The sequence below is a fragment of the Halanaerobium saccharolyticum genome, assembly GCF_003259895.1.
GTDB classification, from domain to species: Bacteria; Bacillota; Halanaerobiia; order Halanaerobiales; family Halanaerobiaceae; genus Halanaerobium; species Halanaerobium saccharolyticum_A.
Map to the genome: position 1 here is coordinate 1 of NZ_QLME01000011.1, position 23,849 is coordinate 23,849.

The 23,849-nt window shown below is 37.5% G+C and carries 23 protein-coding genes and 2 riboswitches; of the genes, 4 read left to right on the forward strand and 19 right to left on the reverse strand.

Features of this window, described 5'->3' with window-relative positions:
* Positions 1-166: 166 nt before the first annotated feature.
* The 14 genes from C7958_RS08390 to C7958_RS08455 all read right to left on the reverse strand — a co-directional run bounded on the left by C7958_RS08390 (position 167) and on the right by C7958_RS08455 (position 13,366).
* Positions 167-1,333, reverse strand: a complete 1,167-nt coding sequence (locus C7958_RS08390; protein ID WP_111572232.1) for an iron-containing alcohol dehydrogenase — start codon at positions 1,331-1,333, stop codon at positions 167-169.
* A gap of 153 nt (positions 1,334-1,486) precedes the next feature.
* Positions 1,487-2,788, reverse strand: coding sequence for a radical SAM protein (locus C7958_RS08395; protein ID WP_111572233.1), 1,302 nt, complete (start codon positions 2,786-2,788; stop codon positions 1,487-1,489).
* 72 nt (positions 2,789-2,860) lie between these two features.
* The gene (locus C7958_RS08400; protein ID WP_111572234.1) at positions 2,861-4,210 is read right to left on the reverse strand and encodes a DUF438 domain-containing protein; all 1,350 of its coding nucleotides are present in this window, start codon (positions 4,208-4,210) and stop codon (positions 2,861-2,863) included.
* A gap of 176 nt (positions 4,211-4,386) precedes the next feature.
* A complete protein-coding gene (gene thiM, locus C7958_RS08405; protein ID WP_243834312.1) occupies positions 4,387-5,190 on the reverse strand; it encodes a hydroxyethylthiazole kinase in 804 nt (267 codons plus the stop codon).
* Entirely contained in the window at positions 5,136-5,840 is a 705-nt protein-coding gene (thiE, locus tag C7958_RS08410) for a thiamine phosphate synthase (RefSeq protein WP_243834313.1), read from the reverse strand. The genes thiM and thiE overlap by 55 nt, the downstream gene beginning before the upstream one ends.
* Positions 5,841-5,876: 36 nt before the next feature.
* Entirely contained in the window at positions 5,877-6,734 is an 858-nt protein-coding gene (thiD, locus tag C7958_RS08415) for a bifunctional hydroxymethylpyrimidine kinase/phosphomethylpyrimidine kinase (RefSeq protein ID WP_111572236.1), read from the reverse strand.
* A gap of 79 nt (positions 6,735-6,813) precedes the next feature.
* The gene (gene thiW, locus C7958_RS08420) at positions 6,814-7,311 is read right to left on the reverse strand and encodes an energy coupling factor transporter S component ThiW (protein ID WP_111572237.1); all 498 of its coding nucleotides are present in this window, start codon (positions 7,309-7,311) and stop codon (positions 6,814-6,816) included.
* A gap of 31 nt (positions 7,312-7,342) precedes the next feature.
* Positions 7,343-8,629 (reverse strand): phosphomethylpyrimidine synthase ThiC, encoded by a 1,287-nt coding sequence (gene thiC / locus C7958_RS08425; protein WP_111572238.1) that lies wholly within the window; start codon positions 8,627-8,629, stop codon positions 7,343-7,345.
* A 148-nt stretch (positions 8,630-8,777) separates the two neighbouring features.
* Positions 8,778-8,879, reverse strand: a riboswitch (TPP riboswitch).
* Between the two features lie 53 nt (positions 8,880-8,932).
* Positions 8,933-9,463 (reverse strand): energy-coupled thiamine transporter ThiT, encoded by a 531-nt coding sequence (gene thiT / locus C7958_RS08430; RefSeq protein WP_111572239.1) that lies wholly within the window; start codon positions 9,461-9,463, stop codon positions 8,933-8,935.
* 42 nt (positions 9,464-9,505) lie between these two features.
* Positions 9,506-9,610, reverse strand: a riboswitch (TPP riboswitch).
* 62 nt (positions 9,611-9,672) lie between these two features.
* Positions 9,673-9,993, reverse strand: coding sequence for a type II toxin-antitoxin system RelE/ParE family toxin (locus C7958_RS08435; RefSeq protein WP_111572240.1), 321 nt, complete (start codon positions 9,991-9,993; stop codon positions 9,673-9,675).
* Entirely contained in the window at positions 9,980-10,246 is a 267-nt protein-coding gene (locus tag C7958_RS08440; protein WP_111572241.1) for a type II toxin-antitoxin system prevent-host-death family antitoxin, read from the reverse strand. Before C7958_RS08440 ends, C7958_RS08435 begins: the two co-directional genes overlap by 14 nt.
* 94 nt (positions 10,247-10,340) lie before the next feature.
* Complete coding sequence (locus tag C7958_RS08445; protein ID WP_111572242.1) at positions 10,341-10,742, reverse strand: SHOCT-like domain-containing protein; 402 nt, start codon at positions 10,740-10,742, stop codon at positions 10,341-10,343.
* An 87-nt stretch (positions 10,743-10,829) separates the two neighbouring features.
* Positions 10,830-11,204 carry a DUF2089 domain-containing protein gene (locus C7958_RS08450; protein WP_111572243.1) on the reverse strand — a complete coding sequence of 125 codons (375 nt, stop codon included), beginning with the start codon at positions 11,202-11,204 and terminating at the stop codon, positions 10,830-10,832.
* 233 nt (positions 11,205-11,437) lie between these two features.
* Positions 11,438-13,366, reverse strand: a complete 1,929-nt coding sequence (locus C7958_RS08455; RefSeq protein WP_111572244.1) for an SLC13 family permease — start codon at positions 13,364-13,366, stop codon at positions 11,438-11,440.
* Between the two features lie 224 nt (positions 13,367-13,590).
* Here C7958_RS08455 and C7958_RS08460 point away from each other — a divergent pair, with 224 nt between their 5' ends.
* On the forward strand, positions 13,591-15,330 hold the full coding sequence (locus C7958_RS08460) for a SulP family inorganic anion transporter (RefSeq protein WP_111572245.1): 1,740 nt from the start codon (positions 13,591-13,593) through the stop codon (positions 15,328-15,330).
* 134 nt (positions 15,331-15,464) lie between these two features.
* Here C7958_RS08460 and hydE read toward each other — a convergent pair whose 3' ends face one another.
* The 5 genes from hydE to C7958_RS08480 all read right to left on the reverse strand — a co-directional run bounded on the left by hydE (position 15,465) and on the right by C7958_RS08480 (position 19,752).
* A complete protein-coding gene (gene hydE / locus C7958_RS08465) occupies positions 15,465-16,511 on the reverse strand; it encodes a [FeFe] hydrogenase H-cluster radical SAM maturase HydE (protein WP_111572246.1) in 1,047 nt (348 codons plus the stop codon).
* On the reverse strand, positions 16,512-16,709 hold the full coding sequence (locus C7958_RS16020) for a hypothetical protein (protein WP_309250756.1): 198 nt from the start codon (positions 16,707-16,709) through the stop codon (positions 16,512-16,514).
* On the reverse strand, positions 16,703-17,512 hold the full coding sequence (gene hydF, locus C7958_RS08470) for a [FeFe] hydrogenase H-cluster maturation GTPase HydF (RefSeq protein WP_309250757.1): 810 nt from the start codon (positions 17,510-17,512) through the stop codon (positions 16,703-16,705). The genes C7958_RS16020 and hydF overlap by 7 nt, the downstream gene beginning before the upstream one ends.
* A gap of 391 nt (positions 17,513-17,903) precedes the next feature.
* On the reverse strand, positions 17,904-19,352 hold the full coding sequence (gene hydG, locus C7958_RS08475) for a [FeFe] hydrogenase H-cluster radical SAM maturase HydG (RefSeq protein ID WP_111572247.1): 1,449 nt from the start codon (positions 19,350-19,352) through the stop codon (positions 17,904-17,906).
* Positions 19,353-19,494: 142 nt separating this feature from the next.
* Positions 19,495-19,752 (reverse strand): TM1266 family iron-only hydrogenase system putative regulator, encoded by a 258-nt coding sequence (locus C7958_RS08480; protein ID WP_111572248.1) that lies wholly within the window; start codon positions 19,750-19,752, stop codon positions 19,495-19,497.
* Between the two features lie 482 nt (positions 19,753-20,234).
* Here C7958_RS08480 and C7958_RS08485 point away from each other — a divergent pair, with 482 nt between their 5' ends.
* The 3 genes from C7958_RS08485 (at position 20,235) to C7958_RS08495 (ending at position 23,739) form a co-directional block, all read left to right on the forward strand.
* A complete protein-coding gene (locus C7958_RS08485) occupies positions 20,235-21,194 on the forward strand; it encodes a TAXI family TRAP transporter solute-binding subunit (protein WP_111572249.1) in 960 nt (319 codons plus the stop codon).
* Positions 21,195-21,347: 153 nt separating this feature from the next.
* Positions 21,348-21,806 (forward strand): DUF1850 domain-containing protein, encoded by a 459-nt coding sequence (locus C7958_RS08490; RefSeq protein ID WP_243834314.1) that lies wholly within the window; start codon positions 21,348-21,350, stop codon positions 21,804-21,806.
* A gap of 1 nt (position 21,807) precedes the next feature.
* Complete coding sequence (locus tag C7958_RS08495) at positions 21,808-23,739, forward strand: TRAP transporter permease (RefSeq protein WP_111572250.1); 1,932 nt, start codon at positions 21,808-21,810, stop codon at positions 23,737-23,739.
* Positions 23,740-23,849 lie beyond the last annotated feature (110 nt).

The window sequence follows — 23,849 nt, forward strand, 5'->3', positions numbered from 1 at the left end:
AATCCCAATTATAAGGAGTTTTTCTATTTTAAGCAAGTATTTTCGCTGAAAATAGAACTTGACTTTTCTTAAATATTTTTATGCAATGCTAGTGATATTTACTCTAAATATTTAAGTAAATATACTTATATTTTTAAAAATTATTTATTTAAATATTAATCTATTATTAAAAACCTTCGTAAGCACTTTCAAAGATTTCAATTACTTCTTCTACAGTTGCCTGTCTTGGGTTAGTAGCACTACTTGCATCAGCTAAAGCATTTTTAGCTAAGGTTTCAAAGTCTTTAGGATCAACATCATCCAGTTCCTCTAAGCTTCCAGGTATACCTAAGTCTGCAGCTAAATCAACAATAGCCATAATTCCTTCATCTGCTGCTTCCATAACTGTCATACCCTCAGTTTTAGCTCCTAATAACCTACCCATTTTAGCTACTTTTTCTGGTTTAGCAAGTTTATTAAAGTTTGTTACATGAGGAAGTAAAATAGCATTACAAACACCATGTGGTAGGTCATAAAATCCACCAAGCTGATGTGCCATACCGTGAACTAAACCAAGAGAAGCATTATTGAATGCCATACCCGCTAAAAACTGAGCATAAGCCATTTTTTCTCTGAGTTCATAGTCAGAACCATTAGCTACAACCTTACGCAAATTCTCTCCAATCAATTCAAATGCTTTTTCTGCAGCTGAATCGGTTAAAGGATTAGCAATAGTAGAAACATAAGCTTCTACAGCATGAGTAAGAGCATCCATGCCGGTATTAGCAGTTAAGGCCTGAGGTTTTTCCAGCATTAATACTGGATCATTAATTGATACATTAGGTGTTACTCTCCAGTCAACTATAGCCATTTTAATATGTCTTTCTTCATCAGTTATAATACAGAAACGAGTCATTTCACTAGCTGTACCAGCTGTAGTATTAACAGCTACTAAGGGCATAATAGCTTTATTAAGTTCATTTAAGCCCTCATAATCCTGAATTTTACCACCATTAGTGGCAACAGTAGCAATACCTTTAGCACAGTCATGAGAGCTTCCCCCACCAAGTGAGACAATAACATCAACATTTTCGGAGTCTATAAGTTTTAAACCATCCTCTACATTAGAAACAGTAGGGTTTGGCTGTACTCCATCAAAAACAACAAAATCTATACCTGCTTCTTCAAGATGATCAGTTACAGTTTCAACTATACCAATTTTAACTAATACTTCATCAGTTACAATTAAAGCCTTTGAACCATTTTGACGTTTAATATGCTCACCAATTTCACTAACTGTGTCTTTACCTAATACATTAACTGAGGGAATAAAATATCTACTTACTTGTGCCATTTACTTAACCACCCTTTTTTGAATTTAGACTAAATTAAGAAAATTTAAATAAGTTGTCTAGATTATAAAAGATAGAGGTCGAGTTGTCAAGAAATTCCATTAAATTATTTTTTTCACATTTTTAATTAATTTTTTCACATTAGTTTTTTTGATTCAAGGACACTGAATAACTCCGCGAGCCCAGAGGCAGTCTCCACAGACCGGAAATTCATTACCATGGCAGTCTTCTGTATTTTCTTTAGACATCTCACAGCCCGAACACTGAGTACAGTCGGAAAAAGGAAATTCCTTAACTTTTTTGCGAAAATCTTTAAATTGCTCCTTATTCCAGATTTCTAAGAGCGATTCTTCTGTTATTTTTCCCAGCGAAAATTTATTAATATGTTTTTCTCGTTCTCTAATATAGAGGTCGTAGCTGTGCATTAAAGCAATACAGGGGCTTATCTCTCCCTGCCAGTTAACTGCAATTGAACCATCCTCTATAAATTTACAGTAACCACGATGTGGATTAAATGGAACCTGGGTTGTGCTGATCGAACTTGATTTTCCTCCCACTGCAGATAGATCACGGATAATATCTTCTCGCAAATCAGTTGGCGGCAGATAAATTTCAGGTCTGTGTTTAGTTCTGATTTCAGGTTGAGAGCGGCTGATAGAAAAAGAATAGAGTATCTCATCTGTCATATCTTCAGTATAGGGCAGTAAATTTGTCAGAAAAATAAATGAGGCTCCCATCCTGAAGGCAAGTTTGCGCAGATCTTTAAGTTCATCCACATTGGATTTCATTATTACATATTCAATCCCAATCTCACACTCTTTCTGTTTTTTATTCCGCAAACTGCGAAAGTTCTGTACATTTTCAATTACAGTTTTTAAATCTGCACCGGAACGAATATCAGCCATAGTTTCCGGAGACGTTCCATCTACAGAAACTACCAGGCTATCCAGGCCGTCTTCAAGTAGGGCTTCTGCTTTTTCCTGATCCAGTAAAAGTCCATTTGTAATTATCTGAGTTTTTACTCCCAGCCGGGAAGCCAGCCCAATCATTTCTGCAATCTGAGGATGAAAAAGTGGTTCTCCAATTCCCCAGAAAGAAATTTTATCCAGCCCCTTAAAATCTTTAAGCTCCTCTATTAATTTCAAATAAGCTGCCATCTCCATAAATCCCATCTCTTCATCCCAGGAATGACGGACACAAGTCTTGCAGTTTAAGTTGCAGTCACTCGTTGGTTCAATATAAACTCTTGTCAGTCTGGGATCAGCTCTTTCGATATAGATCCCATTCTGATTAAATTGAAGCTTAACTTTAGTCCCGGAATCAAGACCTATTTTTTCATTTAATTCTTCCGGCAGTTCAAGTTTACCATCTTTTAATTTAAGTTCCACTGCTTCCGGTAGTTCTTCCGTTAAACCAGCACTGCGCCAGAATTGTGGATTGTTGATTAAAAACTGCATAATTTGCCCCTTTCTGCTGCTAAATATTTTTAGTATTAATAACTTTGTTAAATTAAACCTGAATCAACATTTTCACTCCCAGTCCAGCAATCTCTGTTCTCCTTCTAATTCTCTAAGTTCTGTAAGATCCTGACTGACTTCAATTGTGCCTCTGTAATTTCTATTATCATCTCTTAAAGCATAATATTCAATCAGAATAAATTTGCCCCGCATTTGAATCCAGAAACGGGCTTTATCTTTCTCTCCTTCTTTAAAAGCAGTTAGTATTTTTTCCACAATGTGCACACTTTCCGGTGGATGACAGTTCTGAACTGTGCGGCCGATAATAGCTTTAGAACGCGGAAAAAATCTATCGTCCGGATTGGAAAAAAATTTAACCCTGTTATTTTGATCAACATAGGTAATGTCCAGCGGTAGTTTGTTAATCATCATTTTCACTTCTTCCAGACTTAAATTACCTGTTCCCAGACCCAGCATTACACCTTCTAAAGGAATTTCTCCGGTCACAGTATCTGATTCCATTTCCGGCAGTGAACCTGGATGAGTGTAATCGGAATCTTCTTCAGCAGAAGATCCCGGCTGCCCCTGCTTATTTAAGGCTTTCTGTTTCGATTCTTCATTTTTTATTTTCTTTCCATTTTCGTCTTTTTTAGCAAGAATGTTTTTTTGCGGTGGTTCAATATAAACATAGCCCATCTGCATACTTTCTCGCTGGATTTGCTTCCATTCTTTAAGAGTTAAAGTTTCCATTGCTACCGGGAAAACTACATTTTCCTCTTTAAAAATCATTCTGTACATTAACATTAAAATTTCACCCAGGAGCTGTCTGATCTCCATATCAAAATTATCTCTGTTACTGAGCAAATTTAGTAATTTTTTAAGATTTTTTCGGATATCATCATGCAGTGACCACATAACTTTTAAGGGACGATAATTCTCCCATTTTTTCTCCAGATAGGGAAAGAGAATATTTTCTTTTCTGACAAAGTGTCTATCAAATTCCTGCAGCTGCATAGTCAAACTGCGTAAGTTTTCAATTTCCTCTTCCTTTACTGTTTCTGAATCAAATTCTATCCTTTTTATATTGTCCTTAAATTTTCGCAGCAGTTTTTCCAGTTCCCGGTTTTCGTTCATTAAATAATAAAGAGGGTGGCCTTCTTCCGGCTTATCCCACTCATATTTTTCCAGATGTGGATTTAAGACATTCATTATTTTTTCTATATCCTCTTTGATCTCAGCCGGTTTGACACCCTTTTTGATCTGTAAATCCTCCATAGCAATCATATCATGAGGAGTTACATTTTCTATTGCTTCCTGATATTGATCAATCAGCTCTTTACCATTTTTTCCTGCCATCATTCCCATCGAAAATTCTAGTAACTGCTGAACCCGCTGCTCACTGTTATTTATAAATTCGGACATTAAATCCGCCTCCAGTTAATTAGTTTTAATTTTTAGTTAATTTTATTTTATCTTTTCTAGAAGTTTTTTGCAATGGCATAAGGGGTTTTAGATCGAAAATAGCCAGCCCCGGTTCAGGGCTGGCTTAGTTTGAAAAAATTATAATGGAAATAAATAATATATTGGAAATAATAAAACTACCCTAATAAATAAATCTGATCCATAAATTCTATTTTAAATCTGGCTGGAGTATTTTCTTTTGCTGCTGCTTTTTCACCGGCAAGAGAGTAATAATAGACTGCTGTTTTAGCTGCCTCAAATAAAGATAGACCTGACTTTTTGGCTGCTGCAGCAAAAACCGCCAGAGTTGAGCCCAGCATACAGCCAGTACCAACAACCTTCCCCATCAGTGGGTGGCCTCGATTTATTTCTGCCAGCTGACTGCCCTCAGCAATTAAATCTGTTTCTGAACTGACAACAACAGCTGTATCCAATCTCTGAGCCAGCAGCAATGCATTTTCTGCTATCTCTTCATATTCTCCTATCGACTCTACACCTTTAACCTCCGCTGTCTTTCCGGCCAGTAAAGAAATTTCTCCTTTATTTCCTTTGATCAGGTCAATTTTTAACTCAGATAATATTTGTTGAGCAGCTTCAGTTCTAAATTTCGTGGCTCCAACTCCAACCGGATCTAAAACTATGGGAATCTCCAGTTGATTTGCTCTCCTTCCAGCCTGCAGCATCGATTCCAGCTGAGCAGAAGAAATTGTACCTAGATTTAGAACTAAAGCAGAAGCATTTTCCACCATCTGGGCTGACTCCTCTGCTGCCGGGGCCATCACCGGCAGAGCTCCCCAGTTAAGTGTTAGATTAGCACAGTCATTAACAGTTACATTATTGGTAATATGATGAATTAATGGTTTTTCTGAATTGATCGTCTTTTTTATTAGCTTCCAGTTTTGAGAGAATTCTGCTGCAGTTTTATTATTTTCTGCTGACAATTTAGGGCCCTCCTTTTAGATTTTGCTTTTTTGATTATTTGCTTAAATTCTCGAGCTTCATTTTCTATCTTTTCCGCTTTTGTCAGAGCTGTGATCACCGAAATACAGTCAGCTCCATTTTTAATCACCTGAGGGGCATTGTTTTTATTCAGGCCTCCAATTGCTATCAGCGGTAAATCAGTATTTTTTCTAATTTCAGCCAATTTCTGCAGACCAATTCCATTTTTATCTGGGTTAAGCTGCTTAGATTTAGTTTCAAAAATTGCTCCCACTCCCAGATAATCAGCACCATCAGCCTCAGCAGCTGTGATTTCCTGATTGAGCCAGGCAGAAAGGCCAATAATTTTATCCGGCCCCAGGATTTTGCGAGCAGACCGCAGAGGCAGGTCGCTCTGCCCCAGATGAACCCCATCTGCATCTAGAGCCTGGGCCAGATCTACCCGATCATTGACTATAAAATTAATTCCATACTGGCGGCAGATTTTTTTAATTTGCTTTCCCAGCTGGAATTTTTCTCTCAAAGACAGATTTTTTTCCCGCAGCTGAACCACATCCACTCCGGCAGCAGCTGCTTCTTTAACAACTTCTATAGATTTTCTGCCTGCTGATAAACTTTCTTCTGTAATTAAGTAAAGATCCCAGTTTAACATTTTTATTTTTACCTCCTCAGATATTTTCTCTTACTGCTAGATAAACTTAAGAGAACTAATAAGTTGATTATCACTCTGCTGCTGATTATTACTCTGATTTTGAAGCTGCCAGAGATGATTAACCGGGCTATTACCCTGACCAACAGGAAAATAATTTTTGATGGCTCCGGTGATAAACTCTTTTGCCTGTCCCACTGCTTTTTCCATCTTCATTCCCCGGGCCAGATTGGAAGCAATTGCAGCGGACAGTGTACAGCCCGTCCCGTGAGTATTGCTGCTTGGAATATAATCTGCTTCAAATTCAATAAACTGACTGCCATCATAGAGCAGATCAACAGCCTTCTGCAGCTTCTTTTCTTTACTGCTGTGGCCGCCTTTAATCAGAACATAGCTGCTGCCGTATTTGATCAATTCTTCTGCCAGATAATGAGGATCAACAGCTTCTTCTGGAGCAGCTCCGGTCAGCACCCGGGCCTCATGCAGATTGGGGGTAATAATTTCTGCCAGTGGAAAAAGTTTTTCCTGATAGGTCGTTACTGCTTCTGGTTCTAAAAGCAGATCTCCACTGGTGGCTACCATAACCGGATCCACTACCAGATTGGAAAGGGAATATTCTTTAATTTTTAGAGCTACTTCTGCAATAATTTTACTATTGGCCAGCATACCAGTTTTCAGAGCAGAAAACTCTATATCTCTTAAAACTGATTCCAGCTGAGAAGCTACAGCTGTCACAGAAAGAGTTTTAACATCCTGAACTCCCAGAGTATTCTGAGCTGTAACTGCAGTAATTACAGAAGCACCATAAACCTGATGAACAGTCATCGTTTTCAAATCAGCCTGAATTCCGGCACCACCACCAGAATCAGAACCGGCAATTGTTAACACCTTTTTCAAATTTATCAGCTCCTTTTGTTCGCTTTAATTTAATTAACCAATCTTAAAATTTATTCAGTCATTTTTCTATCTTAAAGTATTAGCCTAAATCTTCAATAAATGTTAAGCTGTCAGCCTTTTCCACAGCTTTTAAGAATAAATAAGCAATAACTGCCCCTCCAGCTGCACTCAAGGAAAAAGGAATGACAAAGAAAAAAACTGCAGAATTGCTGCCCATCAAAAAGCGGGCAATCGGATAGGCGGCTACTGCTCCCAGGAGGCCTGTACCAATTAACTCTCCTGCCAGTGCCCAGCGCTGTTCTTTAAACTTTTGATAAAGCAATCCGGCTATTAAGGCCCCAATCATACTGCCCGGAAAGGCCAGCAGAGAACCGGTACCCAGCATATTTCTGAGCAGAGAAATTGCAAAAGCATTCCAAACTGCATAGGCTGGCCCCAGTAAAACAGCAGATAAAATGTTAATCAAATGCTGGACCGGAAAAGCTTTTGCCACTCCCACTGGAATATAAATTAAGTGTCCGGTCATTGTTCCCAGAGCAATTAAAAGTGCAGAAAAAGTCAGTTTTTTATTATCCATCTTAATCATCCTTTCAGAATTAATTTGATATTTACTTTAATTGTTTGTCTACTATTTTCATCGCACAATAAGAACCGCACATTGTACAGGCATCTTCTGCTTTTAAAGACTGATTATGTTCTTTTCTTGACTCTCTCAATTTCTCCGGAGCCAGGGCCAGCTCAATTTGTTTTTCCCAGTCTAGTTTCTTCCTGGCTCTTGCCATCTTATTATCTCGCTCTTTTGCTCCCTTAACTCCTTTGGCAATATCGGCTGCATGAGCTGCAATTTTGCAGGCAATAACTCCTTCTCGCACATCTTGAATATCAGGTAAACCAATATGTTCAGCCGGGGTCACATAACAGAGGAAATCAGCTCCAGCCGCTGCCGCTGCAGTACCACCAATAGCAGCTGTAATATGATCATAGCCTGCTGCAATATCTGTAACCAGAGGTCCCAGAACATAAAATGGAGCTTCTTTACAGAGTTCTTTCTGCAGTTTAATATTTGTTTCAATCTGATCATAGGGTACATGTCCAGGTCCCTCTACCATTACCTGAACATCTGCTTCTCTAGCTCGATCTACCAGTTCACCCAGAACTAAAAGTTCATGGATCTGAGCTCGATCTGTTGCATCTGCCAGACTGCCCGGACGGAGGGCATCCCCCAGACTTAAAGTTACATCATTTTTATAACAAATTTCTAAGAGACGGTCATAATACTCAAAAAGTGGGTTTTCCTGATCATTATGCAGCATCCAGGCTGCCATAAACGAACCACCCCGGCTGACAATATCAGTTACTCTCCCTTCAGCTGCCAGATGCCTTAGAGTTTCTAAAGTCAGACCACAGTGAACTGTAATAAAATCGACTCCTTCTTCAGCCTGATCTGCAATCACTCCAAATAATTCTTCAACTTCCATTTCTATTATTCCCCGGCCGGACTTTACCGTTTCTACAGCTGCCTGGTAAATAGGCACTGTTCCTACCGGCAGTTTTGAATTGTTTAAAATTGCCTCTCTGGTTTCTTTAATTTTATCTCCAGTTGAGAGGTCCATCACCGCGTCTGCACCAGCCTCAACAGCTGCTTTTAATTTTTCTAATTCATTCTCAATCTGATCACAGTCTTCTGAAGTTCCAAAATTAGCATTAACCTTCGTTTTTAAACCCTGACCAAAGGCTACAGCTTCCAGCTTACTGTGATTTACATTTGCCGGAATCACTATCCTTCCAGTCGCCACTTTGTCTCTGATATATTCTGCACTAACCCCTTCATTTACTGCTGCCAGTCTCATTTCTGCGCTTATCTCACCATTTTTTGCTCTTGTTACCTGAGTCATAATCGTCAGCTCCTTTTATTTTAAATTATTTTTAATTATATTTTTTTGATTCTACTCTTGCTTTTGAAAATAAAGTTTCATATAAAAACAAAAAACACAGCCTCCCAACTAAGGAAACTGTGTTTAATAACTTAAGCAATTATTTAAATAATCACTCCGCACAACTCCCTTCGCTGGTATTATCCAGATCAGGTCCAAAGGGTCAAAGCATCTGCTTTATCTCAACCAAAAGGCTCCCCTGTCAATATTCAATTTTCTGATTAAAGCTTAATTTTTTAACTTACTAGTTTTGCGAACTCGACATTATTTGTTTTCCAGTGCCTTCATTACCATTATCAGCACAATATAGGTTACTATAGTTGTTGGAATCAAAAATGTCGCATTATAAACTGTGGAGTATACCCAGACATTCTGGCCTTCTGGCGCATAACTGCTAAAAAAGATAACTCCTGATATAATGTGAACAATTAACCTTAATGCCGAGGCCACTACCACTGCCCAGAACATTTTAAGAGGCTGAATAATCTTGTCTTTTCTGATCTTAAACATTCCCGCTACTCCTAAAACCATATAGGGTAAAGGATAATCCATAATCAGCTGAACTGGATGAATAATATAGGCTCCAAACATCAGCTGCAGCAGTCCATAGGCCAGACCACTAAACATTCCTGCACCTAGACCCCAGCGAAAAGCAATAACAAAGATCGGCAGCATTTCTAAAGTAACAGAACCACCCTGAGGCATCCGCCAGAGTTTGAGAAAATTAAGCACAACTGCCAGAGCAACAGCCACCCCAATTTCTGCCATCATTCTTGTTGAAAATTTATTTTGCATAGTAAAAACCCTCCTGATTTGTGAGGAGCAAACCGGAGGGTTTAAAGTCTTTATATAGCTACCTACGCCTGCATTACCAGGTTCAGGTTAATGGGTCGATGATTGCTCATCCTCTCAGCCTCCAGTTTGGCTCCCCAGTCTTTAATTTTTAAATCTAGTCATGTAGAAATCTCTATCTAGCTGTATTATACAATAGAAATTGAGATTAATCAAATGAAATCTTGATACTTTTGCCGTCCGGACAAAACTCGCATAATAACAACTTCATTTTCATCTTCATTAACTAAATAAAATGCTACATATTTATTTATTATTAATTTTCTATATCCTTTATTTTGTAAAACTTGATCAGCAACTAAACTACCGGATAATGGAAACTGCTTCAATCTCAAGACTTTATCTTCAATTTTATTTAACAAATTTTTTGCAGAAGCTTTATCATCAAATTCAGAAACAATATAAGAATAAATATTATCTAAATCATTATATGCCTGTTTTGTTATTTTTAAACTATAATCATTCTTCACCATATTTTTCCCTTAGCTCTGAAAAAACCTGTTCACCGTCTAATAATTCTGCTCCATTTTTTATTTCATTTTCTGCTTCAGCCAGTTTTTGATATAAATCTAGTTTAGCAATTGATCTATCATAAGTCTCAACACTCATCACAACAAGGTCACCATAACCGTTTTTTGTAATAAAAATTGGTTCATCACTTTTATGACAGATTTCAGATATTTCTTTAGTATTTCTTAATTCTTTTATCGGTTTGATTTGAGGCATATTATCAACTCCTCTTTTTATTATGTCATAATTATATCATTTAAATGACATATATACAATTATTTAATCTGAAATCTGCAAATAAATATTGTTGCTACTCAACCCGAATAATCACAGTTTCATTTTCATCATCAACCCTTAGAATTTCTTTTTCTTCCGAAAGGTCATCAATAGTCTTGGTCAGAGCATTTAGATCAATATCTTTTGCCGCCATTTTATCTTTTGCTGATTGCGGTACAAAATTCAAAAGACTCTTCGCTACTCCCAGCGGCAGCGACATATTAACCTTATCTTTGCCACCTTCATTGACAATTATTCTTAAGTGTCTTTTCTTTCCAGCCTGCCCATTCTCACTTTCATTTCTGCTTTTTAACTGAACAGCATTTGAATGTCCGGACTCTTCTTCACCTAAAGCAGCCAATAATTTCTCAGTTTCTTCAGCATTAATCTTACCATCCTGCAGCATTTCTAAAATTCTCATTTTCTCTTCTTTCATTATTTTCAGCTCCCTTTTAATTTAATGAAATATTCTTTAATAAAACTTAATTACCTAAAACTTATCACTCAAAATTTAAATACCAGACTAAATCTCCTTCAACTTCTGTGCTGCTTCAACAGCTTCAATTTCGCCCGCTTCTAACTGATCCAGAATCTCTCTTCTTTTTTCCTGCTGTTCTTCTTCAGCAAAATCATCCTCATAACCCAAGCTCTTAATCAGTTCATTCAGCTTATTTCTGACTGTGGGATAGGACATCTCAAGCTCCTTTTCCATATTCTTGATGTTACCTCTGGTTTTAATAAAAATCTTTAAAAACTGCTGCTGCTCGTAATTTAATTGAAAAAGCTCATCCAGGTAAAAATCACCGCTAATTTTAGTCTGACAGTTATTACATCTTAGTTCAGTTACATTTAATTTCCCCTCACAGGTTGGACATTTAGCCGGAATTGGATAACTCATTTAACTTCACCCCTCTCTTGTTTAATATTATAAACTAAAAATTAATATTTGTAAAGTATTTTTTAAAAAAATTAATTATTTTAATAAAAATATTAAATATATTGATTTATACATCAAAAAAAGAGCGAAAGTGGTTAAATTATGACCAATCACTTTTCGCTCCTGAAATAATTATTTATTTTTTTATTTTCTCTGAAATCAAATTTATTATAAGCCACCATTATTTTGGCCACTTAAAAGCCCCAGAACAGCCTGACCAACAGCGGCACAAAGATTGCCAGCAAAAGCTGCAGCGGAGCTCCAACAATAATAAAATCTTTAAACTTAAATCCACCTGAACTGTAAACCATCAGGTTTGTCTGATAACCGACAGGACTGGCAAAGGCAGCACTGGCAGCAAAAGTGGTTATTAAAACAAAGGCAAATGGATTTATCGCCAGCTGCTGAGCTGTCCCAATAGCTATCGGCAGCATCAGGAGGGCACTGGCATTATTCCCCACCACATTGGCCATCACCGAAGTTGCCAGGTAAACAATCATTGCAATTACAATTGCGGGAAAAAGATCTGCCAGGTTCAAAATTTTAGCAGCTATATAAGAAGCAGTTCCAGACTTTTCAATTGCCATTCCCATCGGAATCAGACCTGAAAGCAGAAAATAAACCTCCCAGTCAATGGAGCTAAAAAAGTCACTTTTATTTATCACACCGGTTAAAACCATCAAAAAGGCCCCGCTTAAGGCAGCTATAGCGACCGGTAAAATGTTTAAAGACACTGTCAGAATAAAAAAAGCCAGAATTGCGGCTGAAATTAACATTTTACTTTTATCAAATAAATTTGGATCATATTCGTGGTCAATAATAAAATTGTTATTTTTACTCAAACGCTCACGTGTCTTTTCTGTAGCTAAAAGCAAAATTAAATCTCCAGGTTGAAAGCGATAATCCCGCATTTTCTGGTGAGTTAACTCTTCCCCACGCCGCAGAGCCAGTACATTACAGTTATAACGCTCCAGAAAGTTAATTTCGTCTAAAGTTTTATTAACCATAAATGAGTGAGCAGGAACAACAACCTCAATTAAAGTCTCGCCTTCAAAAGGCTGCTCAATTGACTGATCATCAACCACCATTTCCGGCAGCGTCTTCATTCCTTTACTTTTAACAAGCTCCAGCAAAGTTTCTTCCCTGGCTCTGATAATTAAATGGTCACCAGCTCTAACTGTTTTTGCATTTAGCGGCTCCATAAACTGCTTGCCATTGCGAATAATCCGGATTATATCATAATCAAGTTCTTTATCTTCAGCTATCTCATCAAAGCTTTTACCTACAAAACTGCAGTCTTCACCAATCAAAACCTCTGTTAGATAACCACTCATCTCATACTCATCAGTTAAATCTTCTTCAACCTCCAGCCGGGATGGAATCAGCTTATAGCCGACTGTCAAAAGATAGGTAATTCCAATAAATAAAACTATTATACCCAGACCGGTAAACTCAAACATAGAAAAAGGGTGGTTTAGCATCCGATCTGAAACCTGACTCGCCAGCAGATTAGTTGAAGTTCCGATCAGAGTTACAGTTCCTCCCAGCATGGCTGTATAAGAGAGAGGAATTAATAACTTAGAAGGTGAGACTTTTGTTTTGCGTCCCAGTTCTCTAACCATTGGAATCAGGGCTGCAACTACCGGGGTGTTATTTATAATCCCCGAAGTTGAGCCAGTCAGAGCTGAAATCAGAGCAATCTGTCTTCTGGGATTTTCTCCGGTTAAATCAGAAATTTTATCACCCAGCAGCTGAACTGCTCCACTGCGCTGAATTCCAGCACTGAAGACAAACATTGCCATTACAGTAATTGTAGCTGAGTTGCCAAAACCTGAGAGGGCCTCCTCAACTGACATTCTGGATAAATCGCCAAAAATAGTTAACGAAATTGGAACCAAAACTGCCAGTAAACTGATCGGCATTGGTTCCCAGATAAATAAAATAATAAGTATTGAAATCAAAGCAATAATAAAAATTATACTGCTGTTCAACTGATCCTGCACTTCCAAATTTTCAGCTGCTCCATTCATCTCCAGGTTCTGGGCCGATAAATTAAAAGGAAAAAGCAGCAAAAATAACAGCATCCACAAAACTACAATATATTTATTTTCACTTAACGACATAATAACACCTCTTTTCAGCTAAGAAATATTTTATAAAAACTTTAAACCTTATATTATATTTTAACAAATTATAATTTAAATTTCTAGCTGCCAGAAAGAGTTGTCTAAAAATTATGTTTTAGATAAATAAATTTAAAACTTCACGAATTCAATTGAAACTTTTAAGCTGGCCTGTTAAACTATAACCACAGTTTGAATATAATAAAAAAACGGGGTGGATCACCTTGCAGATTATAAAGGATTTTTTCAAAAAATATAATAACGATATGGTGAGTGGTTTAACAACTGCCACCATTGCACTGCCGCAGAATATGGCCTATGCTTTAATTTTAGGCATCAACCCTATTTACGGAATTTATGCTTCCATTTTTTCAATGCTTTCTGCCTATTTTTTCAATCTATCTTCTTATATAATTGTCGGTCCAACCAATATGATGGCAGTAGCCCTCTACAGTAGTTTAAACAACTTTCAGGGAGAAAATTATCTTCCCATAATATTTTTAACAACATTTTTAATCGGGCTGTTTCAGTTTTTACTGGTCAGCTTTAATCTAAGTGAACTGGTCAAATATGTTTCTCACCCGGTCGTTGTCGCCCTTTCTCATGGGGCAGCTGTTTTAATTCTGTTTTCTCAGATAGAGAATTTTACCGGAGTCAGTGTCAGCGGTTCCAATGTAATTACCAAGGGCTGGCAGTTTATTTTAAATATTTCCCAAATTAACTATCTTAATCTAACGGTTGGAATTATAACATTAATTTTAATTTTCACAATTCCTTTAATCAAAAAATCACTGCCGGAATATCTTCTCACTGTTGTGATCATGACTATCTTAACTGCTGTTACCGGAATTAACCAGTCTATCCCACTGGTTGGTGAGATACCAAGCAGAATTATTGATTTTAACATAATAGACTTTGATCTGCATCTAATCGGCCGGGTTTACTCTAAAGCTTTTTCCATTGCCTTACTCGGTCTAATTCAGACAATGGCGGTTCTGCAGGCAATTTCCCTTAAAGAAGACGAGGATCCCGATTTTAAAAGGGAATTTAAAAGTCAGGGAATTACTAATATGATTATTTCATTTTTTAGCGGCTTTGCAATTTCCGCTTCCTTTTCCAATACTTTTGCTAATTTAAGTGCTGGAGCAACTCACAAAATATCTCAGCTTTTTTGTGCTCTCTCAATTATAATTTTCATTTTATTTTTTCGACCTCTTTTAACTTTTATTCCGGTTTCAGTACTTGCCGGACTGGTAATTGCTGCTGCAATTGGAATTGCTGACCTTAAAGAAGTAATCAGAAACATGAAGACCACCAAAGGAGATGCCCTGATCTTCTGGTCAACTTTTCTGGCCGCAATAGTACTGCCCAACCTTGATCAGGCAATTTATTTTGGCGTAATGGTTTCTCTGGTGGTAGTTTTACAAATTTCCAAAGAAGCTGATATAGACATGTTATATTATGACAAAAAGGATGATGATGAAGGATATCATCTGCACCATGTCCAGCATCAGGAAGCAGATAAATCAGATATTTCTGCAAAGCAGGCCCGGGTTGTTGACCTTAAAGGAGCAGTTCATTTTAGTGCTGCAGATGATATGAAAGATCAGCTGGATGAATTTTTTGAACCAGAGACTGACTTTATCATCAGACTCAGAAATGTGAGAAGAATTGATATTACAATTATCAAAGTTTTAGAAGATTTTGTTGACCAGGTTCAGGCAAATGGGGGAGAAATTATGCTGACCGGAGTTAATCAGCGGCTGCTTAATATTTTCCGCAAAATTGGTCTTGCAGAAAAAGTTGGAGAAGGCAATATTTATCTACCGGAAACTGAATATTTTGCTGCCACCCATAAAGCTCTCGATTTCAGTCATAATGGCTTTGGAGAAAAGGAAATTTCAGAAGAAGACAAAAATGGTGATCATGATAAAAACAAAACTGATGCTGAGCAAAAAGAATAATTAAATAAATAACTAAACTCCCACCAGAGCTGTTAAAGCAGATTATCTCAATCTTAGCTGCACAGCAGTGAGTGGGAGTTTTTTTAGCAAACATTTATTTATTTTATTAAGCTTTTATTTTTTAAAATCTGATATCAATTTTGCCTCAGGCTGTGTCCTTTATCCTGACTGACAAAACGGCCGAGTGAAGCAATAATTCCACCAATACACTGGCGGCAGTCTCCTGCTTCTTCATTGACACAGATTTTTTCTGGATAAATTTGATATTTAGTCCTGTACTTAGAATCTGTCACATTGGGCATTACAACATTGGCCCCGGCCAGCAGAGCTTTCTGGCGGCCTTCGTCATCAATTGTACCCAGAGCTGTGGTTGCCGGAATATGGGCCAGCGGCAGCAGCAGTCTGCTTAAGGCGGTAAACTTTAGAGTCATTTCTACTGTTCCAGTCTTACCATTTTTAAGCGGTGTCTGCTGATGAGGAATAAAAGGTCCCGAGCCAATCATATCAAGTTCTAAATCCTGAGATAAAAGCAGATCTTCAGCCATAATCTCAGGTGTCTGTCCCGGTAGATCAATTATAACCCCACTTCCAATCTGATAGCCGATTGTTTTAAGATATTTAAGGCTTTCTATCCTGTTGTCAAAACTCATCCCCGGATGATACTTTTCGTATAAAGCTCGATCTGCAATTTCATGTTTTAAGAGATAGCGGTCAGCGCCGGCTTCCCGCCAGAGTTTATAGGCAGCAAAATCTCTTTCTCCCAGGCTTAAAGTAATTGCCATCCCGGTAGTATTTTTAATTTCATTAATAATCTCTGTAATTTCAGCTGCCGGATATTCATCTTCTCCCGACTGCAGGACAACGGTCTGATAACCAAGTTCAGCCGCCATCTGAGCTGTTTTAATAATTTCCTCTTTTTCTAACTGATAACGTTCCAACTTCTCATTTTCCTTTCTCAAACCACAGTAATAGCAGTTTTGCTTACAGTAACTAGAAAGCTCAATGATGGCTCTTAAATGAACCTCATCACCACAGATTTCTTCCCTTTTTTGATCTGCCTTTTGCAGTAGATAATCTAAATCACTGATATCTGCAGCCAGCAGAGCCGTAATCTCTTCTTTATCTAATACTGCTTTTTCATAGGCCTGATCAACAAGCCTCTTTATTTCAAATTGATTCAATTAAATCACCTCTTTCATTTCATCTTGCTTGACTTCTGTTTGATCCTGCTGCCAGATTTTCAGTGCCTCTGGAAAAGGCTTTAAAGCTCTATCTAAAATTCCATGCAGCCAGGCAATTGCAATTCCATAATTAATTACCGGAATTCCCACCTTTTTTGCTTCCTCTAATCTTGATAAAACTTCCTTGCGGTTTAACATACAGCTGCCTCTTTCGACACTGTTTCAAAAGCCTGAGAATCTGTCACTACAATTTTAGGCTTCTTTTTCAATTTACTAATTTCGGAACTTACTTCAGCTTTTTTAGTCACCAGAGCGGTTGCATTATGATCCAGAATATCTCTAATTGTCTGGACCTGAGGCAAAATTAATCTTCCTTTAGGTGCTGCACTGTCAATAGGGGTCACTAAAACTGCAACTTCTCCCGCATCGATTAAATCTCCCATAATTGTATCCCGGCTGTGGTCCTCCGGCATTTTTTCTGCCGTTTTTTCTCTAATTAAATCTATATTGATTTCAGCTTCTGCACTGGCTTTTATAAACTCCAGCTTATATTTTTCAAAAAATTGATTGAATTCTGCTGAAACTGCAGCCTGCTCTTTACTTTCTGAATCCAGCAGTTCGATTTTATTTAAAACAGTTATAAAGGGAATATCCCTTTCTTCAAATTCCCTGATCAGCTCAGCTTCGAACTCTCCTGCCCCCTGGACAGCTGAAATAACCAGCAGTGCCAGATCAGTCTTCCGCATAATTTCCTTAGCCTTTTTGATCCGCATTTCTCCCAGCTCACCCTGATCATCAATCCCTGCTGTATCAATCATCATCACCGGTCCAATCGGCAGCAGTTCCATTGCCTTATAGACTGGATCAGTTGTAGTTCCAGGCTGGCTGGAAACAAGGGCCAGATTCTGATTTGTAAGTTTATTAATTAAAGAAGATTTACCAACATTTCGCCTGCCAAAAACTGCAATATGCGGCCGATCTCCCTTTGCTGTAGAATTCATTTTTCCACTTCCTTCTTTATAATGGTTAATTAGCTTAAAATTAGTTGGACTGAAAAATACCATCAGTAAAATAGAAATAAACTTTATCCGTTAAGATTTTAGCTTTAGATTTTAAGTTATATTTAAATTTAAAATCGGAAAATATTTTAGCATCAAATTCTGTTCTGTGACTTAGAAAGATTAATTAGAAGGAGTTGATTATTATGATGATTAAATCTGACTGACAAACACGATGTTTGTCACTGACCGTGCCACAGGATGTGGCAATCGGGAAGGAAGTCAGATTTAAGCTGAAATAATAATCTTACTCCCTTCTTTAATCTTAATTTGGAGCAGATCAGAATTTGATGCTTGAAATATTAACTATTCTAAAATGATGACAGCTTAAAATCTAAAGGTACAAATCGTGCTCTCCATCTGTAATTGCATCAAGTTTATCAGCAATATTTTCAGCTAACTTTGGCTTATCATTTTCCAGCTTTTCCATCAGTTCCGATAGACATTGCTTACCATTTTTTCGACTTTCTTCTGTTCCGAAATCCTCTAAATATTCTTTGAAAGTCAGCATTGCATTGGGGCGACAGAACTCCTGAATCTTACCCGGTTTGGCCAGATCCATAAAGTCTTTTCCAGTCCGACCGAGACGATAACAGGCGGTACAGAAACTTGGAATATAACCATCTTTAGCAATCCCGGAAATAATCTCATCAATTGGACGTAAATCATGGAGTGAAAACTGGGCCAGTTCTTCCTTCTTGTTTTCCTTTTTCTCATAACCACCTGGGGTTGTCCGGGAACCGGCAGATATCTGAGAAACTCCATGCTCAAATAATTCATTTCTCATCTCTGTAGTTTCTCTGGTCGATAAAATCATCCCTGTATAGGGAATTGCCAGTCTTAAAACTGCTACCAGTTTGCGAAAATCAGCATCTGATACTGGATAAGGAACTTCATCCAGAGGAGTTCCCGTAGCTGGATTAAGTCTGGGTACTGAAACTGTATGAGGCCCAACTCCCCACTTTTTATCCAGATACTCAGCATGTAAGAGCATTCCAATTACATCAAATTTATAATCATAAAGACCAAATAGGGCTCCAATTCCTACATCATCGATTCCAGCTTCCTGAGCTCGATCCATCACCGAAAGGCGCCATTCAAAATTACTCTTGGGACCTGAAGGATGGAGTTTAGCATACTGTTTGCGGTTGTATGTTTCCTGAAAACAGGTATAGGTACCAATTTCAGATTCTTTAAGTTTTTTAAAGTCTTCGGTACTTAAGGGAGCAATTTCTGCATTAATTCTTCTAATTTCTCCACCATTTTCAGTTTTGACATCATAGGCAGTTTTAATACTTTCTACAACATAATCAAGATCAGTCACAGGTGCCTCTCCGGTTAGAACAAGTAATCTTTTATGACCTTCCCGCTCTAAAGCCTCAACTTCATTTCTAATTTCAGTCTGAGTTAATTTTTTGCGATCAATCTGATGATTGTCTTTGCGAAAACCACAGTAAAGACAGTCATTAACACACTGATTAGCAAAATAAAGAGGTGCAAAAATAACCAGCCGCTTACCGTAAATTTCTTCCTTAACTTTCCGGGCAGCTTCCAGAAAGCGATCAATCAGCTCTTCATCCTCAACCTGCAGTAAAGTTGCCGCCTCCACCGAAGTTATTCCCTTGAGCTCTAAAGCTTTATCCACAATTCTATTTACTTCCTTCTGATCCGGCTCTTTTGCCTCTGCCAGAATTCTTTCAATCTTTTCATCAGTTATATAGTCACAGACCTCAGTCCGATAATCCTCACCAAATTCTTCTTTAAAATAATTAATATTACTCATAACATATTTTCCTCCTATTAATTTACTGTACCGGGTACCACCCGATTTATGTCGAAAAGTGTCTAAAAAGATTCTTTTTCAACATAGTTTTATATAGATCGACACAAACTGACAGGTGCACGGTGCGCCTGTATGATAATATTTACTCCACTTCTACCGAGGTCAAAGCCGATTTTAAATTAACTCCCGCCAGATTTCCCAGCTGACCTGTCATTGCTCCAATCTCATCCGGCGTTCCCTCTACAATTAAAGAAATCATTGATAGACCATGTTCAACTGAAGGAATTCCCATCCTTCCAATAATACAGTCCGCATTTTTACTTAAAATTTTATTAATTCGGTCACTTACCTTTTCTCTCTTTTCTACAACAACTGCTACTGAGCCAATTCTTTTTTTCATCCTCGTTCCTCCATTAGTTGTGATATTTTTCTCTTGTACCAGGTACAAAAAGGCCTTTTTGTACCTGGTACCTAACGTTTTATATTTATTTAAATTTGGACATAGAAAGACCCCTCCCCTGATCCTCAGAAATTATCCTTAAATTCAGGAAGTGCTAAAATATGATATCCTTTCAGACAGGTGGCCCCGGCTGATCAGATATTAACTTTGATAATATTATAACTCATCTGGGGGCTTTGTTCAAGTTTTCACTAAAAAAATAATTAATTTTTCCAATTATCAAGATTTTAGGTTTTAGGGCTGATATATCCAATAATCCCTGGATAGAAGCTTTAATTGGTTTTAAATGAAGATGCAGATTCTTGCTTTTTATCTTCAGATATAGTAAAATTATATAGGAACACTTTAATCTCAAAAAATAAATAAGTTAAAGTGTTAAAGTATTAAATTAATTTATTACAAGAAGGGAGAAGAGATAATTTATGTTAACAAAGAAAACTAATTTAGTTGTTTTAACTGCTGTTATTGTTTTCAGTCTTTTAATCACAGGGATGGTATCTGCACAGGATACTACTTTCCTCTCAATCGCAACCGGAGGTACTTCTGGTACTTATTACCCAGTGGGTGGTGCGATTGCAAAGGTTCTGAATGAGAATATAGACAATATGAATGCTTCTGCTCAATCAACAGGAGCTTCTGTTACAAATACTCGCCTGATTTATAATCAGGAAGTTGAGTTAGCAATTCTCCAGAATGATATTGCCAGTTATGCTGTAAATGGTCAAAATCAATTTGCAGATAATCAGGTTAATAACATGACTGGAATTGCCGCTTTATATCCAGAAGTTATTCAAATCATCGTTCGTGATGATGCCGGAATCGAAAGCATTGCAGATTTAGAAGGTAAAAGTGTAGCTGTTGGTGCTCCTGGTAGTGGTGCTGAAGCAAATGCCAGCCAGATTTTAGATTTCTTCGGTTTAACTTATGATGATATTGAAGAAGATTATCTGTCATTTGGAGAGGCTGCAAGTAGACTTAAAGATAGACAGATTGATGCCGCTTTCTTAACTGCCGGTATCCCAACTGCAGCGGTAATGGATGTTGCAGCAACTCAGGATATTTCACTGCTTAACTTTAGTGATTCCGATATTGAATCATTAAATGAAGCTTATCCATATCTAACCGGAGTAACTGTTCCAGCTGGAACTTATAATGGCTTAGACAGTGATGTTCAAACTGTAGCTTTAAAAGCTATTTTAGTTGCTGATTCAGACTTAAGTGAAGATGTAGTCTATAACATTACTAAAGCAATCTTCGAAAACAGAGATACTTTAATTGCAGCTCATGATAGAGCCAGAGATATTAAGTTAGAAAGTGCAATGGATGGAATGACAGTTGAACTTCATCCTGGTGCTCAAAGATACTATGATGAGGTAAACTAATTAGATTTTAAAAACGGCTTAGAGTTAAAATAAATCAAATTAATATTAAGCCTCTAAAATCTATTCAAAGGAGGAAAACCGGGTATTGAAAAATACCCGGCTCTCATTTTTATGAATAAAAATAAATTATTTAAATTTTTTTTGTTTGGATTATTGCTTTTTATAGTATTTTCACTCTTTGTTTTTAAAGTCAATACACTGCAGCTTGTTGATTATAGAGCAGATAAAATTATCTGGGAAGAAAGAATAAACGATGGTGATCATTTTGAGATTAAATATCAACACTCAGTTGCCAGAACCCCTGTAATTGAATTTTTTGAAATCAAAGATGGAAAAATATTATTAACAGGAACAGAATATCAGTCTTACGGAGCAGGTCTTCCTACCTCTGCTGAACAGGGAGATTACATAGTAGAAAATGATCGATTTATAATTGAAAATATAGATCAGTTTCTACCAGAAATTATGCTCAGAGTCAGTGATTATGCAGAGCATCAATTTATTTTCAAGCAGGAGAGTTTTAAACTATACAAAAATTTAAAAACAGAAACTCTTTTACAGATTAAGACTGACAAAATTAGCTATTTTACATTTATCTTAAGGAGGTTTTAAAATGGCTGAAAAAGAACATTTAAAAGAAGATGAATTATTAAAAAAATATGATCCCAGTGCAGATTATAGACATTATACTGGACTGGCAGCAATTATAGTTTCAACAATAGCCATAGTTTTATCTTTATTTCACCTTTATACAGCCGGTTTTGGAGTTCTGCTGGCTTTAAAGCAGCGGGCGGTTCACCTTGGTTTTATTTTCACTCTGATTTTCCTTTTATACCCGGCTTTAAAAAACAAAAAAGAGAGTAAGTTTATACTGGGTATTGATTTAATTTTAGCTTTAGGAAGTATTGCAATTTCGTCTTATATTATAGTTAATTACGAAGCTCTGGTCCACAGAGCCGGAATGTACACTCAGGTGGATCACTTTATGGCTATTCTGGCAATCATTATTGTGCTGGAAGGAACCCGGAGAGCTTTAGGTCCAGAGTTGCCTGTAATTGCAATTCTATTTTTGATTTATGCTCACTACGGCCAGCAGATGCCCGGTATGTTAGCACACCGCGGTTATTCCTGGTCCAGAATCGCAAGCCACATGTATTTTACAACAGAAGGTATTTTCGGAATTCCGCTGGGAGTATCAGCAACCTATATCTTCCTATTTTTACTCCTGGGAGCCTTTGCTAAAAGAACGGGGCTCGGTGATTTATTCATTGACCTTTCTCTTTCTCTGACCGGAAGAACAACCGGAGGGCCGGCTAAAGCTGCCGTTGTTTCCAGTGGTTTAATGGGATCCATTTCCGGAAGTTCGGTTGCAAACACTGTAACCACAGGATCTTTTACCATTCCTTTAATGAAGAGAGTAGGTTATAATTCTCAATTTGCAGCTGCAGTTGAAGCCTCCGCCTCTACTGGTGGACAAATCATGCCGCCAATCATGGGAGCCGCCGCCTTTATCATGGCTGAATTTATTGGCGTCCCTTATGTCACAATTGCCAGAGCCGCTATTTTGCCAGCAATTCTTTACTATATTACTGTTGGTTTAATGGTTCACTTTGAGGCAAAAAAACAGGGACTTATCGGGATGAGTGAAGATCTAATTCCCAAGTTTTTAACTGTCTTAAAAAATAGAGGGCATATGATAGCTCCTCTGATTATTATTTTCTATTATTTATTTAGAGGTTATACACCTTTAAGGGCAGCTTTTCTTGGTATTCTGGTCTCTTTTGCCTTAAGTTTTCTCAAAAAAGATACCCGGATGAACTTACAGGATCTGCTTGATACTTTGAGAGAGGGAGCAATTTCTGCGCTGGGAGTTGCTGCTGCCTGTGCCTCAGTTGGTTTTATAGTTGGAGTTACAACTCTGACCGGTCTTGGACTTAAATTTACAAGTTTAACTGTAGCTCTCGCTAATGGTAATCTCTTTTTAGCGCTCTTTTTTACTATGGTTGCCTGTACTATTCTGGGAACTGGTTTACCAACAACTGCAACATATATTGTGCTGGCAACAATGGCAGCTCCTGCGTTAACTCAGCTGGGAGTACCAATTTTAGCAGCCCATCTATTTGTACTTTATTTTGGAGTTGTAGCTGACCTGACACCGCCAGCAGCATTAGCTGCCTATGCAGGTGCGGGTATTTCAGGCTCTGATCCATTTAAAACTGGGTTGACAGCGGTTAAACTTGCAATTGCTGGTTTTGTGGTGCCCTTTGTCTTTGCCTATTCTCCCTCACTGCTGTTGATAGATACTACAGCTGTTCAGGTAATTTTAATTACCGGAAGTTCGATTCTGGGAGTATTCTCACTGGCAGCGGCAGTACTGGGATATTTAAACCGGAAAACTACTATTTTAGAAAGATTACTGCTTCTGGGAAGTGCCTATGGTCTCTTAATTCCAGGCTGGCAGTTAGATCTACTTGGAATTTTACTGCTGGTAGTTGTCTTATATTTACAGTTTAAAGGTAAGGATTTGAAGCCGAAAACTGCTTAACCATTATTAATTTCAGCAGAGTAATGAAAGCTTAAGATCTGGCTTAATTTATAGCTAAATAGTGAACTTAGTTTATATTTGATCCACAAAAAAACCCTCCAGCAGTTTAA